Source organism: Desulfonatronospira sp. (genome assembly GCA_003563255.1).
Classification (GTDB): domain Bacteria; phylum Desulfobacterota; class Desulfovibrionia; order Desulfovibrionales; family Desulfonatronovibrionaceae; genus Desulfonatronospira.
In genome coordinates this window covers 1-19,990 of sequence record PWSL01000036.1, presented here as the reverse complement: position 1 = coordinate 19,990, position 19,990 = coordinate 1, and the positions used below count along the sequence as shown (strand labels likewise).

General features: G+C 53.1%; 17 protein-coding genes. 9 read left to right on the top strand and 8 right to left on the bottom strand.

Annotated elements, in window-relative coordinates; genetic code table 11:
- Window position 1: 1 nt before the first annotated feature.
- The 6 genes from frr to tsaB all read left to right on the top strand — a co-directional run bounded on the left by frr (window position 2) and on the right by tsaB (window position 5,466).
- Window positions 2–556: a ribosome recycling factor gene (frr, locus tag QZP87_RS01110; protein WP_291321082.1), complete on the top strand. Its 555-nt coding sequence runs from the start codon at window positions 2–4 to the stop codon at window positions 554–556.
- A gap of 1 nt (window position 557) precedes the next feature.
- Entirely contained in the window at window positions 558–1,259 is a 702-nt protein-coding gene (locus QZP87_RS01105; protein ID WP_291321092.1) for an isoprenyl transferase, read from the top strand.
- Window positions 1,256–2,059, top strand: coding sequence for a phosphatidate cytidylyltransferase (locus QZP87_RS01100; protein ID WP_291321081.1), 804 nt, complete (start codon window positions 1,256–1,258; stop codon window positions 2,057–2,059). The genes QZP87_RS01105 and QZP87_RS01100 overlap by 4 nt, the downstream gene beginning before the upstream one ends.
- A 31-nt stretch (window positions 2,060–2,090) precedes the next feature.
- The gene (dxr, locus tag QZP87_RS01095) at window positions 2,091–3,287 is read left to right on the top strand and encodes a 1-deoxy-D-xylulose-5-phosphate reductoisomerase (protein WP_291321080.1); all 1,197 of its coding nucleotides are present in this window, start codon (window positions 2,091–2,093) and stop codon (window positions 3,285–3,287) included.
- A 363-nt stretch (window positions 3,288–3,650) separates the two neighbouring features.
- Window positions 3,651–4,718 (top strand): RIP metalloprotease RseP, encoded by a 1,068-nt coding sequence (gene rseP / locus QZP87_RS01090; protein ID WP_291321079.1) that lies wholly within the window; start codon window positions 3,651–3,653, stop codon window positions 4,716–4,718.
- 28 nt (window positions 4,719–4,746) lie between these two features.
- Window positions 4,747–5,466 (top strand): tRNA (adenosine(37)-N6)-threonylcarbamoyltransferase complex dimerization subunit type 1 TsaB, encoded by a 720-nt coding sequence (gene tsaB, locus QZP87_RS01085; RefSeq protein WP_291321078.1) that lies wholly within the window; start codon window positions 4,747–4,749, stop codon window positions 5,464–5,466.
- Between the two features lie 146 nt (window positions 5,467–5,612).
- On the opposite strand, the gene QZP87_RS01080 is transcribed toward tsaB, so the two are convergent.
- The 6 genes from QZP87_RS01080 to hisS form a co-directional block, all read right to left on the bottom strand.
- Entirely contained in the window at window positions 5,613–6,866 is a 1,254-nt protein-coding gene (locus QZP87_RS01080; protein WP_291321077.1) for a transcription antitermination factor NusB, read from the bottom strand.
- Window positions 6,850–7,755 (bottom strand): DUF116 domain-containing protein, encoded by a 906-nt coding sequence (locus QZP87_RS01075; protein WP_291321076.1) that lies wholly within the window; start codon window positions 7,753–7,755, stop codon window positions 6,850–6,852. Before QZP87_RS01075 ends, QZP87_RS01080 begins: the two co-directional genes overlap by 17 nt.
- A gap of 42 nt (window positions 7,756–7,797) precedes the next feature.
- A complete protein-coding gene (gene fmt, locus QZP87_RS01070; RefSeq protein WP_291321075.1) occupies window positions 7,798–8,754 on the bottom strand; it encodes a methionyl-tRNA formyltransferase in 957 nt (318 codons plus the stop codon).
- Complete coding sequence (gene def, locus QZP87_RS01065; RefSeq protein ID WP_291321074.1) at window positions 8,739–9,239, bottom strand: peptide deformylase; 501 nt, start codon at window positions 9,237–9,239, stop codon at window positions 8,739–8,741. Before def ends, fmt begins: the two co-directional genes overlap by 16 nt.
- A 73-nt stretch (window positions 9,240–9,312) precedes the next feature.
- On the bottom strand, window positions 9,313–11,124 hold the full coding sequence (gene aspS, locus QZP87_RS01060) for an aspartate--tRNA ligase (protein ID WP_291321073.1): 1,812 nt from the start codon (window positions 11,122–11,124) through the stop codon (window positions 9,313–9,315).
- A 187-nt stretch (window positions 11,125–11,311) separates the two neighbouring features.
- Window positions 11,312–12,583, bottom strand: coding sequence for a histidine--tRNA ligase (gene hisS, locus QZP87_RS01055; protein ID WP_291321072.1), 1,272 nt, complete (start codon window positions 12,581–12,583; stop codon window positions 11,312–11,314).
- Between the two features lie 631 nt (window positions 12,584–13,214).
- Between hisS and QZP87_RS01050 the strand changes: the two genes are divergently transcribed.
- The gene (locus tag QZP87_RS01050; protein ID WP_291321071.1) at window positions 13,215–13,916 is read left to right on the top strand and encodes a molybdopterin-guanine dinucleotide biosynthesis protein MobB; all 702 of its coding nucleotides are present in this window, start codon (window positions 13,215–13,217) and stop codon (window positions 13,914–13,916) included.
- A gap of 461 nt (window positions 13,917–14,377) precedes the next feature.
- The gene (gene pgi / locus QZP87_RS01045; RefSeq protein WP_291321070.1) at window positions 14,378–16,021 is read left to right on the top strand and encodes a glucose-6-phosphate isomerase; all 1,644 of its coding nucleotides are present in this window, start codon (window positions 14,378–14,380) and stop codon (window positions 16,019–16,021) included.
- A gap of 324 nt (window positions 16,022–16,345) precedes the next feature.
- On the opposite strand, the gene QZP87_RS01040 is transcribed toward pgi, so the two are convergent.
- A complete protein-coding gene (locus tag QZP87_RS01040; RefSeq protein ID WP_291321069.1) occupies window positions 16,346–16,849 on the bottom strand; it encodes a phosphatidylglycerophosphatase A in 504 nt (167 codons plus the stop codon).
- Between the two features lie 249 nt (window positions 16,850–17,098).
- On the bottom strand, window positions 17,099–17,737 hold the full coding sequence (locus tag QZP87_RS01035; protein ID WP_291321068.1) for a Maf family protein: 639 nt from the start codon (window positions 17,735–17,737) through the stop codon (window positions 17,099–17,101).
- Between the two features lie 483 nt (window positions 17,738–18,220).
- Here QZP87_RS01035 and QZP87_RS01030 point away from each other — a divergent pair, with 483 nt between their 5' ends.
- Window positions 18,221–19,594, top strand: a complete 1,374-nt coding sequence (locus QZP87_RS01030) for an SH3 domain-containing C40 family peptidase (protein WP_291321067.1) — start codon at window positions 18,221–18,223, stop codon at window positions 19,592–19,594.
- Window positions 19,595–19,990: the final 396 nt, after the last annotated feature.

The window sequence follows — 19,990 nt, the reverse complement described above, 5'->3', positions numbered from 1 at the left end:
TATGGATGACGTGCTTGATGATTGCAAAGACAGAATGGAAAAGGCCATTGCCAGCCTGGAAAAGGATCTGACCAAACTCAGGACCGGGCGGGCCTCTGTAGGTCTGCTTGATGGAATTATGGTGGAATACTATGGTACCATGACTCCGCTGAATCAGCTGGCCTCAATTTCCATCCCCGACAGCCGTACTATCGCCATCCAACCCTGGGACAGAAACGTGTTTTCAGGCATTGAAAAGGCCATCATGAAGTCGGACCTGGGCTTAAACCCTGTCAGCGACGGCAAGGTCATCCGCATCAACATTCCGGCCCTCACCGAGGAGCGGCGTAAAGACCTGGTAAAGATGGCTAAAAAATATGCAGAAGACGCCAAGGTTGCCTTGAGAAACGTCCGCAGGGAGGCTAATGATTCCCTGAAAAAGATGAAGAACAACAAGGATCTCACCGAGGATGAAATGCACAAGGGCCACGAAGAGGTCCAGAAAATCACTGACTCCTTCGTGAGCAGAGTGGACCAGATCCTGGGGGACAAAGAAAAAGAGATCATGGAGTTCTAAACTGCAGGCAAAACTTCCCCGGCACATTGCCATTATAATGGACGGCAACGGCAGGTGGGCCGGCAGGCATGGTCTGCCCAGGGTTGAGGGGCACAAGCAGGGTACCAGAAGCGCCAGGGCCATTGTAGAAGAGTCCCGTCGCTTAGGCATCCAGCACCTGACCCTGTATGCCTTTTCCAAAGAGAACTGGTCCCGGCCCAGGGATGAAGTGGATTTTTTATTCAATCTCCTGGGAGAGTTTTTAAACAGCGAACTGTCCACCCTGATGCGCCAGAACATCAGGCTTAATATCCTGGGTGAAACCGGCGAACTGCCCCTGGCCACAAGAAAAATACTGCAAATGGCCTGCAGCAGAACCCGCTCCAACCAGAGTATGCAGCTGAACCTTGCCCTGAACTATTCCGGACGCCTGGAGATTCTGCGGGCCTGCGGGCTTGTCCTAGAAAAAGGGCTGGACCCCGGCAACCTGGATGAGCAGGAGTTCAGCCGATATCTATATACATCCGGGCAGCCTGATCCGGACCTCATCATCCGCACCAGCGGAGAAATCAGGATAAGCAATTTCCTTCTCTATCAGTCCGCCTATTCCGAATTTTATTTTACTGAAACCCTGTGGCCGGATTTTGACGCCGCGGAACTGCACAGGGCCCTGGAAGACTATTACCTGAGAAGCCGCCGGTTCGGGCGGGTGGAGTCAGTATGAATCTCAGCCCACATATTCAAAGAATCCTGACTGCAATCATTATAATTCTGGTCCTGGGCGGGGCTGTTTATTTCGGGCATGCAGGCATCGCCGTCCTGGTTGTCCTGGTTTCCCTGCTTGGACTGTGGGAGTTTTATTCCCTGTTCTGGACCGGAGGCCGAAGGATTATTTTAAAAACCATGGGTTGCCTGGCCGGGGCACTTTTCCTGCTGGACTATTCACTGGAAATCACCGGGCATCCCCTGCTTTTTCTGGTGCTGGTGTTCTGGGCCGCATGGCTGGGGTTTCTGGTGGAATACAGCAAACAGAAAGAACAGGCCAGGCTCAACGATTACATGGTGCTTATTTCGGGGATAGCATATATTCCCCTGGTGCTCAGTCTGTTTTTCACCCTGCAGGCTCCGGAAATAATCCTTATCCTGGCGGCCACCGCCGCTTCCGATGTCGGGGCATTTTACAGCGGCTACCTGTGGGGTGACAGAAAAATATGGCCCGACATCAGCCCCAAAAAGACCTGGATGGGAAGCCTGGGGGGCCTGGTTCTCTGCACTGCTATAACACTGGGACTGGGCACTCTGCTTGGAAGCGCTCAATGGTGGCATTTTGTCATCCTGGGAATAATTTTAAATATAAGCGCCCAGATGGGGGACTTCTTTCAATCGTCCCTCAAAAGATGGAACGATGTTAAGGATACCGGTCAGATCCTGCCCGGGCACGGGGGGATACTTGACCGGATAGACAGCCTGCTTCTGCTCCTGCCTGCGTATGTGGTGTACTCAATATTTGTGACCATGTTTTAAGCCGGGGTACTCAAGCAGCCCAGGATTGACCTTGCAATACATATCATCCCTGAACCTGCAGTACAGGCCGGATCAAACACGTTCACTGGTAATCATGGGCTCCACCGGCTCCATTGGAACCAGCGCCCTGAAGGTAATCCAGGGCCACCCGGACAAATTTCATATCCTGGGCCTGGCCGGGGCCAGAAACGTGCGCCTCCTGGCGCAACAGGCCAACCATTACCGCCCCGATTATCTGGCCGTACTGGACCGTGAACTGGCCGGAGAACTCCAGAACAGCCTGGCTCCGGGCTATACCCCCCATATCCTGGCCGGCAGCGAAGGCTATGTGCAGATGGCCTCTCTGCAAACTGCAGACATGGTCCTGTCAGCCATGGTGGGGGCGGCGGGACTTTTGCCCACTCTGGAGGCAGTACAGCATGGCAAGACCATACTTCTGGCCAACAAGGAATCCCTGGTCCTGGCAGGACATCTCATACGTACAAGCTGCGAGCGCAGCAAGGCTGTCATCCTGCCGGTGGACTCGGAGCATAACGCCCTGTTTCAGGCCCTGCAGGGACACGTGACCGGAGAACTGGATTCGGTTATCATTACCGCCTCCGGGGGACCATTCTGGGACTGCAAGGCCTCCGGCCTGGAGAACATGAAGCCGGAACAGGCCCTGGCTCACCCCAACTGGTCCATGGGAGCCAAGATAAGTATTGATTCCGCCACCATGATGAACAAGGGTCTGGAACTCATTGAGGCGCATCATCTTTTCGGGATACCCATGGACAAAATCCGGGTGCTGGTGCATCCTCAAAGTCTTGTGCATGCCCTGGTGCAGTTCTGCGACGGTTCCATCCTGGCCCATATGGGGATTCCTGACATGCAGATGCCCATTGCTCACTGCCTGGGCTACCCGCACCGCCTGGACCCGGGGTTGAAGCCTCTGGATCTGGCGGCATGTGCTGAGCTTGGCTTTTACAGGCCTGATCACAAGTCCTTTCCATGCCTGGACCTGGCAGTGGATGCAATAAGAAGAGGACCAAGCTATCCGGTAGTTCTTAACGCCTCCAACGAGATCTGTGTGGAGAGCTTCCTGAGAGGCAAAATAGGCTTTATGGATATACCCAGGCTCAACTCCAGGGCCCTGGAGGAACACAGCCCCGTAGCAGTTGACAGTCCCGCAGAAATTCTTAACCTGGACTATCAAACCAGACAAAGGGTGCATGAATTGATCCTGTAGCTTGCGGGGTTATCAGATATTTTTACTTAACACTACAGCGACACTTTATTAGAGCTGGAAGGGGACTGGAGCCCCGCACAAATTTTGCTAAAGTGATGTTTGACGTTTGAGAGTTCATAGTTCCTGGTTCCTGGTTCCTGGTTCTTCGTTCCTGGTTGAAAGAAATAAAGTCTTTAAATTTGGATAGATATCTGGTCTGGCCTTAAAGACATACTGATCAGCTGTAAAAAATAATAAAAACAAATGGTTAAAAAACTTTTATACTGTTCAGTTTGACAGAATTTTTATAAAATTAGTGCGGGGTATCAGTACCCATGCGATATAAAAAGCATTTAACAGATACAACTTACCAATAAAACATCCATGCTTACAAGTGCAATTGCCATAGTCCTGGTACTGGGACTGCTGATTTTTTTCCATGAACTGGGCCATTTTCTTGTGGCCAGGCTTCTGGGAGTAGGGGTTTCAACATTTTCCCTGGGTTTCGGGCCGAAGCTGGCCGGATTTGTCCGGGGCAATACAGAATACCGTCTCTCGGCGGTGCCACTGGGAGGCTACGTCCACCTGGTGGGTGAAGGCGATGATTCGGAGTTGCCCAAAGGTTTCACCCCGGCCCAGAGCTTTTCTAAACGACCGCCCTGGCAGAGAATCCTGGTGGTGGCGGCAGGGCCGGTCTTCAACTTTGTCCTGGCCTGGTTCATCTACTGGGGCCTATTCTTTGCGCACGGGCAGATGCAGATGCTGCCCCAGATAGGTGATCTCGCCGAAGACGGACCGGCTTTGGAGGCGGGCCTGCAGCCCGGGGACCTGGTACTCAGCATAAACAGCCATGAGGTCGAGTACTGGGAGGACATGGTCCAGCATATCCAGAAGAGCGAGGGCGAACCCCTGAACCTGGAGATCCAGAGAAATTCCAGTGTAATGGAGTTTACCATGGTTCCCAGGATGTCGATCCAGGAAAACATTTTCGGAGAGGAGATCAAGACCCCGCAAATTGGAATCATGGCCTCAGGTGAGACTGAGACTATCTCCCTTGGATTTATCAGTGCCGGCAAGGAAGGTCTGTCGCAGACCTGGATGCTCATCAAGCTCACTGTGGAGGCAATCAAAAAACTCATAGAGAGGATTATTCCTCTGGATACCATTGGGGGGCCCATTCTCATCGGTCAACTGGTGAGCGAGCAGAAACAGGAGGGCATGGTCAATCTACTGGCTCTTACCGCCCTTATCAGCATCAACCTGGGTCTTATCAATCTGCTGCCCATTCCTGTTCTGGATGGTGGACACATTCTGTTTTACAGTATCGAGATGGTCACACGCAGGCCTCTTAACGAGCGTATGCGCCAGATGGCCACCAGAATCGGTATACTATTGATTTTATCACTCATGGCCTTTGCCATTATAAACGACATCCTGAGGCTGGTGGGTTGATAAACCCGGGCGGCGATACGGCTTGGGCATGTATCTGGTAATCAATTGCGCCGAAGGCGATTTGCAGATAGTCCTGGGGAACAGTGAAAGGCTCTGGTTTTCAAGCAGCCTGTACGCACCCGGACGGGCCATGAAGTATATGGCCCCGGGCATTAGTTCAGCCCTGCAGACCATGGAACTTGAACCACAACATCTAGAGGGTATAGGCTGCGTATCCGGGCCGGGATCATTTACAGGGTTGCGCATGAGCCTGGCACATGCCCTTGGCCTGGCTTGCGCCCACAATATACCCCTGGCCGGGCTGAGCTTTATGCAGGCCCTGGCAATGGGGCCGGGCCCTCTGCTTCAGGGTATGCTTATTATTCTGGTGCACTCCCGGCGTGAGCAGGTGTATGCCCAGGCTTTTGCCTGCCCTGATCTTACTTCCACAGCACCTGCAAAAAACCTGCACCTTTCGGAACTAAAACCCATTATATCCGCATGCAGTAATCCAGTGTACCTGATGGGCAGCGGAGTACGCCGGAACAGCGGCTTTTTTCATGACCACCAGTCCGGAGTCCTGCCTCAGTACTGGGACGTGCCCGTGCCCCACAACCTGTTGAGAATGTCTATGGAAGCTTCCTGGGATACCACCCTGCCATCCCCGGACTACATTCGGGTTTCCGAGGCCGAGGAAAACCTGGCGCACATCGCTGCAGGCCGGGGACTGGACCTGGAACAGGCCAGGGAATACCTTAAGCGGGAATAACCCGAACGCTGGCTTTGCCCGCATCCCAAAAACATATTTTCACCAAAGGCGCCCCAGTTGAATTGCTCGAAGAGCAAGCCAGAAGGGCATTCAACCGGGGCAGCTTTGCGGTTCAAAATTTTCTTGTTTTTTTATGACAGGGTGACCTACCTGCGCTGCAGCTTTGCTCCGAAAAAGAACTCCCCCAGGTTTTCGTCAGCTCCAGTGCCGCAAGTCTGCAGGCATTCAAAATCCTGGTGTGCGTCCAGAAAATCCGCCACCTGATCCTGGTTTTCCTGTCTGGTCAGAGTACAGGTGATGTAGATGAGCCGGCCATTCTGGGGCAGGATGCCGGCGGCGGAAGCAAGCAGTTCTTTTTGAACCCGGCTCAGCTCCAGCACATCCTGGGGACGACGCTTCCATTTGGTGTCCGGTCTTCTGGACAGCACTCCCAGACCGGTACATGGAGCATCCACGAGTACCGTGCCGGGTGCTTTTTTCAGGGGCGGATTTTGCCCCCTGGCTGCAAACACAGGGATTCCTGTCTGCTTCTGTAGCTCTTTTTTCAGCCCGGTCAGCCTGGGGGGATAACTGTCACTGGCCCAGACCTGCAGGCCCTGGCTGCTCATGAGCATGGTCTTACCCCCTCTGCCGGCGCACATGTCCCATACGGGCGGGTCCCAGGATTCCAGGCCAAGATCCCAGAGAAGCTTTTGCCCAGCAAAACTCTGCCTGCAGACTTTGCCCTGGCTCTCAAGCTCTTCCAGTTCCGGATATATATCTCTCAGCAGAACCGATGGGCCGATGCTCTGAAGGACCATGTCCTGATCCAGTCCGGAGGGCTCACTCCCCGGGGCGAGTCTTATGCCTGCAGCCGGTTTTTGCAGGCTCTGCTTCAGGTACTCCCGTGTTGCATCAATGCCGTAATCCTTCCGCCAAAGCTGCACTATCCACTCCGGACAAGCATAAAATCTGGACAGGAAAAGCTCTTGCGAGGGATTATCCTGCCTGAAGAAATCAGGGTCAAAGGCATCCACTCTACAGCATTTGCGCAGAACCGCATTGACCACAGAAGACATCCCGGCTCCGAATCTTTTACGGGCCAGAGCAACGGCCCTGGAAACTGAAGCATAATCAGGAATGCGGTCCAGGAAAAAAATTTCGTATGCAGCCAGGCCCATAAGGGCTCTGAGATTCCCGGACAGCCTGCCTGGAGACTTTAGGTAGCAATCCAGCACATAATCCAGGCGGCCTTTGTAGCGCAGGTAACCATAAGCCAGTTCAGTAGCCAGGGACCTGTCCCTGGGATCCATTTCCGGATCCAGGATGCCATCCAGGACCATCTGCAGGTCCCGACCGGGGCGCAGGGCATCCAGCACTGTATTCAGGGCGGCGGCGCGGGGTTCACTTGCCTGGAGCATTTTTCAGACTGGTCTCTGAGAATTGTACTTTGCCGGTCTTGGCCTGTCCTGACTCATCCGCATTACGCCTGCCGTTGTCTGTCTTTTGCAGAGAAATATCTACAAATTTATCCAGAGCCAGCCTGACATGTTCCAGGGCCACCGTGGTGTCCAGGCATGGACCCTTGGGACGGTCGTTTAAGACGCCGTATACAGGTATAGGGTAGGCATCCTGGATACCGCTGGAGAGATCGCGCTCGCAGGCCACCGCCACAATAAGCCTGGGGCGTATATTGACCACTATTCTGCGGGCGATGGTGCCGCCGGTTGCTATGGCCATGTGAACCCCGTAATCCCGGCTAAGGTCCAGGAGACCGGAGATGCTGCATTCTCCGCACCTTTTGCAGTTGTTTACATTGTAGGTAAGTCTGCGGCTGCAGATGCTGTTCTGCAGGCAGTGAGGCATGAGCATGAGCACTTTTTCCGGTGGGTACTTTCGGCTTTCGGACAAAACCAGTTCGTTGTTTACTTTGATAAATGAAGCCCGGATCTTTTGCTTGGGAATGCGCAGCATCCTGCCGAAAATTGTCATCAGGGGCAAAAAAAACTTGATGCTGATCCCTCTGAGACTTCTGGAGAAAAGCACAGGGCGTTTAAGCAGGATATTGAGCACCAGGCCCAGGGAGACCCAGAAAATAAAGGCTATGGCCAGGGCGACCACACTGCCCAGGACCCAGGGGGCCCAAGGGTGAATGCTGTCCAGGCCCACGAATGGAATATACCATAAAAGAAGCAGAATCAGGCACACCAGGACGGATGTTCCGGTGATCAGTCCTATGAAAAGCCTCTTTCTGGTCTCAAAGGAATCCTGTATTTCCTTTTCCAGGAATTCTTGGCTATTGGTGGTCATTAATAGAAAAAAACATCGGTTGCATTTTGAGCTTACCGGGATTTACTCCCGGCATTTCTGCATAAATCCGCAGTAGAAGCTGCGGGCGGACATTTCTTTGCTGTTTTCGGGCTTCACAGTGGGGGTAAGGTACATCCTGTCCTGGCAGGCTATACAGAGGCATTCCTCCACCAGGCCCACCAGGGTGCCTGGAGAGATTTCCGGGGGGCGCTCCCCCCCTGTCCTGCCCGGGTAAACCTTCAGCCTGATGGTTTTGCCTGCGGGGCTTTTCCAGTTAAAAAAAGCCCCGGGCCAGGGAAACATCCCCCGGATACGGTCATGGATCTCCTGGGCCGGCCTGTCCCAGGAGATGTCGCCCTCCTTCTTGGTTAGTTTGCCGGCATAAGTAGCTTTGGCATGATCCTGCTCCACCGGGACTATTTTTTCATGCTGCAGCTTTTCCAGGGTTTTGACCACCAGTTTCCCCCCCAGGTCGGCCAGCTTGTCGTGCAGAGTCTGGGCCGTATCCTGCTTCTGGATGTCCAGGCACTCTTCCATGAGGACCGGACCTTCGTCCATGCCAGGGGTTAGACGCATGATGCTTATGCCGGTCTGGCTCTGCCCGTCAATAATGGCCCGTTGAATGGGGGCCGCGCCCCGGTAAAGGGGTAATAGAGAAGCATGCACGTTGATGGGCATTTCGGCTGCAGCGTCAAGAACTGCAGGTGGCAGGATCAGGCCGTAAGCAGCCACAACCAGGTAATGAGGGTCAAATTCTTCCAGCCTGCGCACCTCTTCCGCAGACTTGAAATTGTGTGGCTGAAGCACCGGCAGGCCTCTTTCCAGGGCCAGTTCTTTTACGGGCGGGAAAGAGACCTTGCGGCCCCTTCCACTGGGGCGATCCGGCTGGGTATATACCCCTGTTACAGTACCTCCGGGCCACTCCAGCACTTTTTGGAGCACTGTTCTGGCGAAATCAGGGGTGCCCATAAACACTATTCTTTTTATCTGTCCAGCCATTTCTTTACTTTCTTATCGTACATGGCCCTTTTAAGCCGGCTGATGTGGTCAATGAAAAGTATACCGTTCAAGTGGTCTATCTCGTGCTGCAGGCATACCGCCCACAGGTCTTCGCCCTGGTGAATTACTTCCTCTCCCTGCAGGTTCAAGGCCCGTATCTGAATTTTTCTGGCTCGGCGGACATTGCTCTGGTAACCTGCAACGCTCAGGCAACCCTCCTCGGTGGTGATTTCCTCTTCAGAGGAGATAATCTCTGGATTTATGTAGGTGAAAAGCTCTTCCTGCCTGTCAGGGCCGCTGAGGTCCACGGTCACCACCCGCAGGGACTCCCCCACCTGGGGGGCGGCCAGCCCAATGCCCCTGTTTTCATACATGAGCCTGGCCATGTCCCGGGAAAGATCCACAATATAATCATCGATCTTCTCTACGGGTCCGGCCTGCTGCAGCAGAATCTTATCCGGGTATGTATGTATCTTTCTGGACATGATAAGTGTCTGCAGGGGGAAGCCCCTGGCACCTCAAGCAGTAGTGTTAAGAGCCTGCAAAGTTCACCTGGGTTTAATCCTGCGGTTTATTTTCAGCTTCGCGCAACCTGATTCCCAGTTCTCTCAACTGGCGGTTGGAAACCCCGGCCGGGGCATCGGTCATGAGACATGCAGCCTTCTGGGTCTTGGGAAAGGCAATTACGTCCCGGATGGAAGAACACCCGGCCATGAGCATTACCAGGCGATCCAGGCCGAAGGCGATCCCGCCGTGAGGTGGTGCCCCGTAATCCAGGGCCTGCAGCAGAAACCCGAACTTGTTCCGGGACTCCTGCAGATCCATGCCCAGGGCGGCAAACATCTTCTCCTGGTCATCCCTGGTATGGATACGGATGGAACCTCCGCCCACCTCCTGACCGTTTATGACCATGTCGTAGGCCCGGGCCAGGGCCAGGCCCGGTTCCTTTTCCAGAAGCTCCATGTGGCCGTCCCTGGGGGAGGTAAAGGGGTGGTGCCTGGCCTCCCACCTCTTTTCATCAGCGTCCCACTCCAGGAGGGGAAAATCCATTATCCAGATAGGTGCAAAGGTATTTTCGGGGATGAGCCCGAACCTCTCCCCCAGCTTCAGACGCAGATAACCCAGAGCATTGTTGACAACTTCCGGAGAAGCAGCCTGGAAAAAAACTATGTCTCCCGCTTCAAGGCCCAGAACGTCTGTAAGTCCTTCCTGCTCTTCAGGGCTTAAAAATTTGGCAATGGGGGACTGCCATTCGTCATCCTTTATCTTGATCCAGGCCAGCCCCTTGGCACCGTAAATGCTGACAAAGTCGGTATAGTCGTCGATTTCCTTGCGGCTCAGCTCTGCTCCTCCAGGCACGCGCAGGGCCTTGACCAGTTCCGCCCTGGCAAAAAGGTTGAACCTGGAACCCCGCACCACATCCGTTACATCCCTGAGGGTCAGGTCGAAGCGCACATCCGGGCGGTCCAGCCCGTAATCCGCAATGGCCTGGGAATAATTCAGCCTCAGGAAAGGAGTCTCCAGTTTCACGTCCAGAACTTTCTTGAAAAGCCCGGCAATCATGTTTTCCGCTTCGGACATGATTCCTTCTTCTTCCACAAAGGACATCTCCATATCCACCTGAGTAAACTCGGGCTGGCGATCCGCCCGCAGGTCCTCATCCCGGAAGCATTTGACCACCTGGTAGTAGCGGTCCAGTCCGGCACACATAAGAAGCTGCTTAAAGAGTTGCGGGGACTGGGGCAGAGCATAAAAATGTCCATGGCTCAAACGGCTGGGCACCAGGAAGTCCCTGGCACCCTCCGGGGTGCTCCGGGTCAGCACCGGGGTTTCCACTTCGATAAAGCCGGCCGTATGCAGGTAATTTCTTATCTCGTGCACCACCTGGCTGCGCAATCGCAGGTTTTTAGCCACAGCCGGACGTCTGATGTCCAGGTAGCGGTGTTTCAGTCGCAGGTTTTCCGCTGCCTCTACCCGGTCCTCTATCAGGAACGGCGGAGTTCTGGAGCGGTTCAACAGTTTGAAATCCCTAACAGCCACCTCAATCTCGCCGGTGAGCAGGCTGGGGTTGACCATGTCCTCGGGTCTTTTGCGAACTACACCCTTGACCGCCAGAACGTACTCGCTGCGAAGGGCGTGAGCTTCTTCCAGGGCCTGGGCGTTGACATCGGGAGTAAAGACCACCTGAGTCAGGCCGTCCCGGTCCCGCAAATCGATAAATATCAGCCCGCCATGATCCCGACGGTACTGCACCCAGCCCATGAGGCAAACTTCCAGATCGTCGTGCTCCAAACTCAATTCATTGCAGCCGTGGGATCTGACCCACCATCCCAGTGGCTGGGTCTGCAGCTTACTTCTAGTTTCTTCCATTGTGTCTGTTTCCTGTAAAATTATCAGCACTTCAGCGATACTTTGGTTATGTTCCCAGGGTACTGGCTCTTTTGCCGACTGGATTTTTAACATTACAGCACTTGACAGTTGCCAATGGGCAAAAGTGCCTGTCCCCAGTAGTGTCCCCAGTAGTATATGAAAAGTTTCGCTGCAGTGTTAAGTGAGGTTAAAAATTATTATTTCTGGGCTGGAATACAAGGCCCAGGGCCTGCTCAACGTCATCCTGGCTCACGGCCCTCTGCACCCCGGTGGACATGTCCTTGACCTGCACCTGGTTTTTCTGCATTTCATCCAGACCCAGGAGAAGGCAGGTCTTGACCTTTTTCTTGTTGGCCTGGCGCAGGTGGCTCTTGACGCTCCTAATCTTAAATCCCATCTCACCATGGTAGCCCTTGCCGCGAAGCCGCTGTACCAGCTGCATGGCCTTGTGCATAGCGTCCTGATGCAGTACCGCCAGGTAAAAGTCCAGGGGTTTTTCCCTGATGCCCCGCAAAAGAAGCGCCAGGCGCTCCATACCGCAGGCGAAACCTATTCCGGGTATTTCAGGACCACCCAGATCCTTTACCAGACCGTCATATCTGCCCCCCCCGGCAACTGCCGACTGGGATCCGATATCGTCGGAAATAACCTCAAAGGTTGTCCTCTGGTAGTAATCCAGGCCGCGTACCAGAAACGGATTCAACTTAAAGGGGATATTGAAGCTATTCAAAATTTCCAGAACCTTGTCAAAATGCTCTTTGCAACCCTGACACAGGTTGTCCACTATTCTGGGAGCGCCTGCCACCATATCCCGGCAGCCAGAGGCCTTGCAATCCAGAACCCGCAGGGGATTGGAATCTGAACGGCGACGGCAGTCTTCACAGAAGACCTCCGGGTCGTTGCCGGCCAGAAAATGCTTGAGCTCTGTATCAAACCCCGGCCTGCATAAGGGACACCCCAGGGAGTTGATCTCCAGGGTCATTTCCTGGAGGCCCAGGGCCTGCAGGTAAGCCCAGAGCATGGAAATTATCTCGGCGTCGGCATATGGTGAATCCTCCCCCAGCATTTCGGCATTAACCTGGTGAAACTGTCGTGCCCTGCCCTTTTGGGGCCGTTCGTACCTGAACATGGGTCCCAGGGTGAAAAAGCGACTGACGCCGCCGGAACTTGAAGCAGGACTGTCGATAAATGCCCGTATTACACCTGCGGTGGCCTCCGGGCGCATGGTCAGGCTTCTTCCTTTGCGATCCGGGAAAGTATACATTTCCTTCTGAACCACATCGGTCTCCTGTCCGATGGAACGGGCGAAAAGCTCTGTCTGTTCAAGTATAGGGGTTCTTAGCTCCTGGTAGGAATACTTTAAAAAAATCTCCCTGGCCTTGTCCTCCATAAACATGTAAGAGGTGCTTTCAGGAGGAAAAAGGTCAAAAAACCCCTTGATTTTATTTATTCTGCTCATGCCTGTTCTTTTTTCTTCGGCCGGACAGCCGGGGCCTGGAATAGTAAAAAATCCATGAATATGGAGCTGAACTTATCACCCTGCAATACAGCCTGTTGAAATAATTGTAAGAATTTTTGTATCTTTTTAGCGCTTTTAAGGAAAGCAGGGGACTGGCACCTCCGCACTTATTTTTCTAAAGGTATCTGTTTAGCGTATTTTAGGAAGGCAGGGGACAGGCACTCCAGGACCCACTTGAGCATCATTTTGTGCTCAAAACGACTCATTTTTTGGGACAAGTGGGTCCCGGAAGAGCCTGTCCCCGTGCCACTTGCAAAGCGCTGAACAGATACGAATTTTTCAGGGGTACAAATTTTTGTTGAAGGGCCGGGCTGTCTCCTGCAAAATCACTCTAAAGAGTCAGACGTTAGAGCAAGTATTGCAAAATGTCAAAACTTCATGGGAGCTTATCTGGTAAGCGCATTTAAGAAAAGCAGGGCTTTGGCGTCCCCTCACTTGTTTTTGTTACAGAATAGTTCAGCATATTTGAAAGAATAAGTGAGGGGGAGAGCCTGTGCCTCTCCGGGCTGTATGCCTCCGGGCGGGAAACCGGGCCACATGCAAAGAACTGAAAGGATACATGGGAGCAAAGATGATCCAGGCTTTATCCATCGTAGGATACAAAAAAAGCGGCAAGACCGGCCTTATGCTCAAACTGGCCAGAGAACTTCAGGACAGGGGAGTAAAAACCGCGGCAGCAAAATTTTCCCAGCACGGGTTTGACCATGAAAACACAGATACTGCCAAGTTCTCTTCCGTGGTGAATGAGGTGATCGGCTTGAGCCAGGAGCAGTCCTTCATTAACTGGAAAGAGAAAAAGTACCTGCCTGATCTCATACCCCTTTTGCAGGCCGGCATGCTGCTGGTTGAAGGCGGCAAGCACCTGGGATGGCTGCCCCGGGTGATAATCCTTAAAAAACCAGGGGATGCAGAAGCCCTGGACAGAGGTCTGGCCATAGCCACCTGGGGTAAAATCAAGACCCATTACCTGCCGCACGCCGGCAGTATTGAAGACCTTGCCGACATCGCCAGGTCCAGGGCTTTTGCTCTGCCAGGCCTGGACTGCGGTACCTGTGGCCGGGAGAAGTGTCTGGATCTGGCCCGGGAAATCGTGGCGGACAATGCGCGCCTGGATGACTGCCAGGCCTTGCACTCCAGGATGAAGATCACGGTCAACAACCAGGCACTGGCCATGAATCCCTTTGTGGAAAGGATCATCACCAGGTCCATATTAGGCATGCTTTCGGAACTTAAAGGCTATACACCTGGAAAGATAAATATATCCATTGAATAGTCCGGCTGGGGGTATCTTTTTAGCGCTTTGCATGTGGCACGGGGACTGGCTTTCCCCGCACTTATTTAAAAAAAACCGTCAAACATCCTTTAGACTTACTCCTGAGACCCTGTCACAAAATACAAGAAAAATTTAAGCCATGGCGGGGGTTCAATGCTTGGCAGTGGGACTGTCCCCGCTAAGAACCAACCAGATCAAAGGCAACCAGTTTTGCGAATTAAAGATTTCAGTAACGAAAAAATACTGTGGCGGGGACTGTCCCAATTGGGATAAGAGCACTGCTTTATCTTGGGTTGCGGGCATCGCCCGCGTTAGAAAAATAAATGCGGGGTATGCCTGTCCCTTCTTTCCCTTTCCATCATTTTATACCAACCAGGTCAAGTCTGCGGCTGAGCGTGTCACAAGATGCCTTGAGCATTCCAGCCGGTGGTAAAACCAGAAAAATTGAAGGAGAACGGACAATGCACACCACTCAAGCACCCGGATGGGCAAAACTTGCAGATCATTTCTCTAAAATAAAAAACACTCATATGCGGGAGATGTTTGTAGCCGACCCTGAAAGATTCTCGAGGTTTTCTCTGCAAGCCGGCCCGGTATTCCTGGACTATTCCAAAAACCGCATACAGCAGGAGACCATGGACTACCTTTTTGCCCTGGCCAGGGAGATGCACTTGCAGGAAAAAATCGAGAGCATGTTTTCCGGTGCGAAAATCAATACCACGGAAAACAGGAGTGTTCTGCACACGGCCCTGCGCAACCGTTCCAATAGACCGGCCATGGTGGATGGCCGGGACGTCATGCCGGATGTCAACACTGTGCTGGACAGGATGAAGGATTTTGTAAACCGGGTCAGGGAAGGCACCTGGCTGGGGTGGACCAATGAACCGGTAAAGGATGTAGTCAATATCGGCATCGGGGGCTCGGACCTTGGTCCCAAAATGGTCACCAGAGGGTTAAAGGCCTTTGCCCGGCCGGATCTTAAAAGCTACTTTGTATCCAATGTAGATCCGGCACATCTTGAAAACACCCTGGCGGGACTTGACCCCAGAAGGACTCTTTTTATCATAGCCTCCAAGACCTTTACCACACAGGAGACAATGTTTAATGCCACCAGGGCAAAAGAATGGTTTCTGCAGAGCGCAGGCAGTCAGGATCATATCCCCCGGCATTTCGTGGCCGTCTCTACCAGTACCGACAAGGTAAGGGCTTTCGGCATCGACCCAAAAAATATGTTTGGTTTCTGGGACTGGGTGGGGGGCAGGTTTTCCTTGTGGTCCGCCATCGGTTTGCCCATTGCCCTGTCCATCGGTATGCACCGTTTTGAGCAGTTGCTGCAGGGGGCACATGAAATGGATGAGCATTTCCGCAACGCTCCCCTGGAAAAAAATATGCCGGTTATTCTGGCCCTGCTGGGTATCTGGTATACCAATTTTTTTCAGACCGAATCACAGGCACTGCTGCCCTACAGCCAGTACCTGGAGGACTTTCCGGCTTATATGCAGCAGGCAGAAATGGAAAGTAACGGCAAAAGAATCACCCTGCAGGGACTAAAGGTGGACTACGCCACCGGCCCGGTTATATGGGGGGCTCCCGGCACCAACGGTCAGCATGCCTTTTATCAATTGCTGCATCAGGGCACCAGAATGATTCCCTGTGATTTCATCATTTTTGCTCGCCAGCCGGACCACGACCCCGGCCAGCATCGCCTTTTGCTGGCTAATTTCCTGGCCCAGACCGAGGCCTTGATGCTGGGCAAGACCATTGATGAGGTCCGGGAGGAAATGCAGTCCCAGGGCAAATCAGAGGAAGAGCTGCAAAAATTATTACCCCACAGAACTTTTCCAGGCAACAGGCCCTCCAACTCCCTCCTGTTGCCTGAACTGGAACCTGCGACCCTGGGTGCTCTCATTGCCTTGTACGAACATAAGATATTCGTGCAGGGAGTCATCTGGGATATCAATTCTTTTGATCAATGGGGGGTGGAACTGGGTAAGGCTCTGGCAAAAAGCATTGAGCCTGAGCTGGAAGACGATACCCCGGTGCGGAATCACGATGTCTCCACCAACGGACTGATTAATACCTGGAAAAAAATGTACTGGAAATAGCAGCAGGGTCCTGGAAGACTCTCTATTACTGCACTTATCACTACAGCGACACTTTGTATAAATTATCGCCTCGGCCACTGGGGACAGGCACTTTTGCCGACCTCATACCGTAAAACGGCCGGACTATCCGGCGGCAAAAGAGCCAGTCCCCTTGCAGCTTAAATAAAGTGTCGCTGTAGTGTTATTTTTGTCATAGATAATTTCAGCATATTTGAAAAAAATAGCGCGGGGAGAGCCGGTACCACTCCGGGCTGTAAGCCTCCGGGAAGGAAGCCGTGATACAGGCAAAGCGCTGATCAGACAACATTTTTTCAGGTTCTGCCGCTACAACAGGGAGGGTAGGATGTCTGCCGGCAGTAAACGTTCCAGGATTACCAGTGCGGCCAGGGCGTAGATCCCCGCCAGGAGGTCGTCCAGCATGACCGATGATCCGCCCGGCAGCCATTTTTCGGAGCTTCGAACAGGCCAGGGCTTCAGGATATCGAAGAACCTGAACAGAAAAAAGCCACAAACCAGCAGGATAATATCGGGGGTGGCCAGCAACAGAAATGTAACCCACTGCCCAAGGAACTCGTCAATTACGGCCTGGCCGGGGTCCTTACCACCGAATTCCTTTTCGGCAATAGAGCAGGCCCAGGAACCCAGAATAAACAGGCCTGCAAGAACAAGGATTTTGACTGGAATACTCAAGGGGATAAAGAGCCATGGTGCGGCAATGACCGCGGCCAGAGAACCCCAGGTGCCCGGTGCAACAGGCAGGTGTCCAATGGGACCAAGGGTGGCCAGGTTTTTGCCAAAGCTTTGAATATGACTTTGAGGAGCATTCATTCTGCAAAACCTCCTTGCAACTGTAGCACTAAAGGGACACTATAAGACAAATATTACACTTGTAACGTGATAGAACCTAAGTTTCGCTGTAGTGTTAACGCAGGATGTTCGCAGTAATAATCAGTGCGGGACTGTCCAATTTGTGGATCAAGAGCACTTCTTTATCCCGGGTTGCGGGCAGAGCCCGCTTTGGAGTTCGAAGTTGCAGGCCTGCCAGGCAGTGGCGTGGAAAAAAATCACCAGGTTGAATCACTGACTGTCAGCCTGCAAGCAAATGGCTTCAAGCTGTAAAAGGGCCTGCATGACCCGGTCCAGAGGTAGTCCTACCACGTTGGTGTATGAGCCGGTAACAGCACTTATCAAAAAGGCCCCCACTCCCTGGATGGCATATCCCCCCGCCTTGTCCCGGGGTTCGCCGGTATCGATATAGGCCTGGAGCATTTCCTGGTCGGCGGGTATCATTTCCACCCTGGTAGTGACACTGAATCTAGTCCGAATCTGCATGCGGGTGCATTGCAGGCAGACCCCGGTAATCACCTCGTGTGTATTGCCCTGCAGGCGAAGGAGCATGTCCAGGGCATGCTCCCTGGAATCAGGCTTGCCCATGACCTCCCCGTCCAGCACCACTACGGTGTCGGCACCCAATACAACGCTGTCCGTGTTCTGCTCGGCAATGATCCGGCATTTTTCACCGGACATTTCCAGGACGTAATGCCCAGGCTGCTCTCCAGGATCGATTGGCGGTTCTTTCAAATCTGCCGGGAGTACCCGGAAGTTCAGGCCCAGTGTGGCAAGGAGCATCTGCCTTCGCGGCGATGCCGAGGCCAGGATGATCTCCCTGATGCTCCTGAATGGTCCTTGTTTAAAATGTGGATGTTCAGTATTCAAATGTTGTTATCCTTGTGTACTTGAGGATTAATACTTATTACGCAAGCATTCAGGGGGTGCCGGAACCGACCCGGTGACAGTCCACGCGACACCTTATCCTGCACAAATAAAATATGACAAACGCAAAATTGTGTGAACCTGCACAGATATAACTTAGCAGGGACAGTCCCCAGGCCTGGTGCCAGGAACTACCACTGAGGACCCCTGAATGCTTACCTTATCCCTGCAGCGCAACTTTGTGTTAATTATTGCCTCAACCACCGGGGACAGGCACTTTTGCCGAACTCAAACCGTAATACGGCCGTGCTCTCCGGCGGCAAAAGAGCCGGTCCCTGGAGGTGATTGTGACAGGGTACCAGGAATAAGTCACTGAAGTTAAGCTGAAAGCATATTTTTTTTGGCAGGGAAAATCAAGGTTGCAGATTTGAGGGGGGAGCGTCACCTTTGACTTTTCCGGAACATTGGCAGTAAAATGAAGCTGGTATGAGCAAAGACAATACATTTTTTATTGAGAAAGGCGTTTTAATCCCGGCCTTGCTGGTCCTGTTCCTGGCGTCGGCAGCCTGCGCTCCCAGGCAGGAGGGAATGGTTAGGGACCTGGAGGTTTTGCCTCAGAGCAGCGCCTATTATATTCCGGAACTGTCCAGGGAGGTCATGCCTCCTGGAAAGCAGGAGGAGCTTTACCAGGATTTCCGCGAAATGCATTTCAGGCCATGGTTCAGGTCAGAGCCCAAATTCGACGCTGCAAGTGTCTTCTGGGGGTTTGATTTCATCAGGGGCCGTGATGTTTACGCTGAAAACTATCTGCCGGTAACCCATGAATGGCTTGGTAAAATGTACAGGAATTCTGACATTTCCGGATATCCTTCCCGGCATGATCGGGCGGTGACGGTGGATAACGTGGACATGCGGGTCCTGCCTTCCAGGTCTCCGGTGTTTTTAAAACCAGGGGCACCGGGAGAGGGCTTCCCCTTTGATTACATGCAAAACAGCCTGGTCCCGGCAGGAACCCCGGTACTCATTACCCACCAGACCAGGGACGCTGAGTGGGCCCTGGTGGAAACGGAATACGCGGCGGGATGGGTGCAGTGGTCGGGATTGGCCCTTGTCCATAGAGACCTGGTGCAGAGTTTTAAATCCAGCCCTTTGATGGGCTTTGCACAGGACCAGGTTCCGGTACTGACCGCTCAAGGCGGTTTTGTCTTTAACGGACGGGTGGGCATGGTGCTGCCTCAGGACCCGCTGGGCTGTTCAGAAAAAGGGCAGGGCTTACTGGTGCCGGTGCGGGATAAATACGGATATGCACGGCTGGTTCCTGGGAAGACCCTTCAGGGTGTGCTGCAAAAGATCCCCATGCGTCCTACTGGAGACAACTTTGCGGGCCTGATGGATTCCATGCTGGGGCGACCATATGGTTGGGGCGGTATGTATGAAAACCGGGACTGCTCGTCTCTGCTGCAGGATCTGTACAGAATGTTCGGTATCTTTCTGCCACGCAATTCAGCCCAGCAAAGGGATTTCAGGGAGCCTTCGTCCCTGGAGGGGCTGCAAAGAGAGGAGAAGCTGCAGATAATACAGGATAAAGGCAGACCTCTTTTGAGTATACTTTACATGCCGGGACATGTTATGCTCTATCTGGGTGAGGATCCCCAAAACGGGCATCCAGTGGTGTATCATTCCATGTGGGGCTTAAGGACCAGCAGGGCCTGGCAGCTGGCGGACGGCAGGCACATAATCGGGCGTACTGTCATTACATCCCTGGAGCCGGGACGGGAGATGCACAACCTGGCCAAACCCCGGGGGCTGCTTATCAACCGGGTGACTCATATGACCACTGTGGTGGACCGGCCGAATTGAGGCATATGAAGGGTTCGAGCCGTTCAGCCCTTGACTTCTGGGGACTGGATAACCATCTTGAGAGTTAAATGCGTCTTACCCGGGCGGCCCGGGACCGAACCTATAAGTAACTTATACCCCTCGTTCCCAGGCTCCAGCCTTTTCTTCAAAAAACTGGTTGCCTTTGATCTGGTTGGTTCTTAGCGGGGACAGTCCCCGTACCAGGCGCTGAAACCCCGTCTCTGTTCGAAATTGTTCTTGTTTTGTATCTGTTTAGCGCTTTGCATGTGGCATGGGGACTGGCTTTTCCGGGACCCACTTGTCCCAAAAAATGAGATATTTTAAGCACAAAATGATGCTCAAGTGGGTCCCGGAGTGCCTGTCCCCTGCTTTCCTTGAAAGCGCTAAACAGATACC

Coding starts and splice junctions, on each gene's coding strand:
- tsaB (WP_291321078.1), top strand. CDS start 4,747: ATGTATCTGGTAATCAATTGCGCCGAAGGCGATTTGCAGATAGTCCTG.
- fmt (WP_291321075.1), bottom strand. CDS start 8,754: ATGGCTGGACAGATAAAAAGAATAGTGTTTATGGGCACCCCTGATTTC.
- QZP87_RS01050 (WP_291321071.1), top strand. CDS start 13,215: ATGATCCAGGCTTTATCCATCGTAGGATACAAAAAAAGCGGCAAGACC.
- def (WP_291321074.1), bottom strand. CDS start 9,239: ATGTCCAGAAAGATACATACATACCCGGATAAGATTCTGCTGCAGCAG.
- hisS (WP_291321072.1), bottom strand. CDS start 12,583: ATGAGCAGAATAAATAAAATCAAGGGGTTTTTTGACCTTTTTCCTCCT.
- QZP87_RS01080 (WP_291321077.1), bottom strand. CDS start 6,866: ATGCTCCAGGCAAGTGAACCCCGCGCCGCCGCCCTGAATACAGTGCTG.
- rseP (WP_291321079.1), top strand. CDS start 3,651: ATGCTTACAAGTGCAATTGCCATAGTCCTGGTACTGGGACTGCTGATT.
- QZP87_RS01075 (WP_291321076.1), bottom strand. CDS start 7,755: ATGACCACCAATAGCCAAGAATTCCTGGAAAAGGAAATACAGGATTCC.
- frr (WP_291321082.1), top strand. CDS start 2: ATGGATGACGTGCTTGATGATTGCAAAGACAGAATGGAAAAGGCCATT.
- pgi (WP_291321070.1), top strand. CDS start 14,378: ATGCACACCACTCAAGCACCCGGATGGGCAAAACTTGCAGATCATTTC.
- aspS (WP_291321073.1), bottom strand. CDS start 11,124: ATGGAAGAAACTAGAAGTAAGCTGCAGACCCAGCCACTGGGATGGTGG.
- QZP87_RS01030 (WP_291321067.1), top strand. CDS start 18,221: ATGAGCAAAGACAATACATTTTTTATTGAGAAAGGCGTTTTAATCCCG.
- QZP87_RS01100 (WP_291321081.1), top strand. CDS start 1,256: ATGAATCTCAGCCCACATATTCAAAGAATCCTGACTGCAATCATTATA.
- QZP87_RS01040 (WP_291321069.1), bottom strand. CDS start 16,849: ATGAATGCTCCTCAAAGTCATATTCAAAGCTTTGGCAAAAACCTGGCC.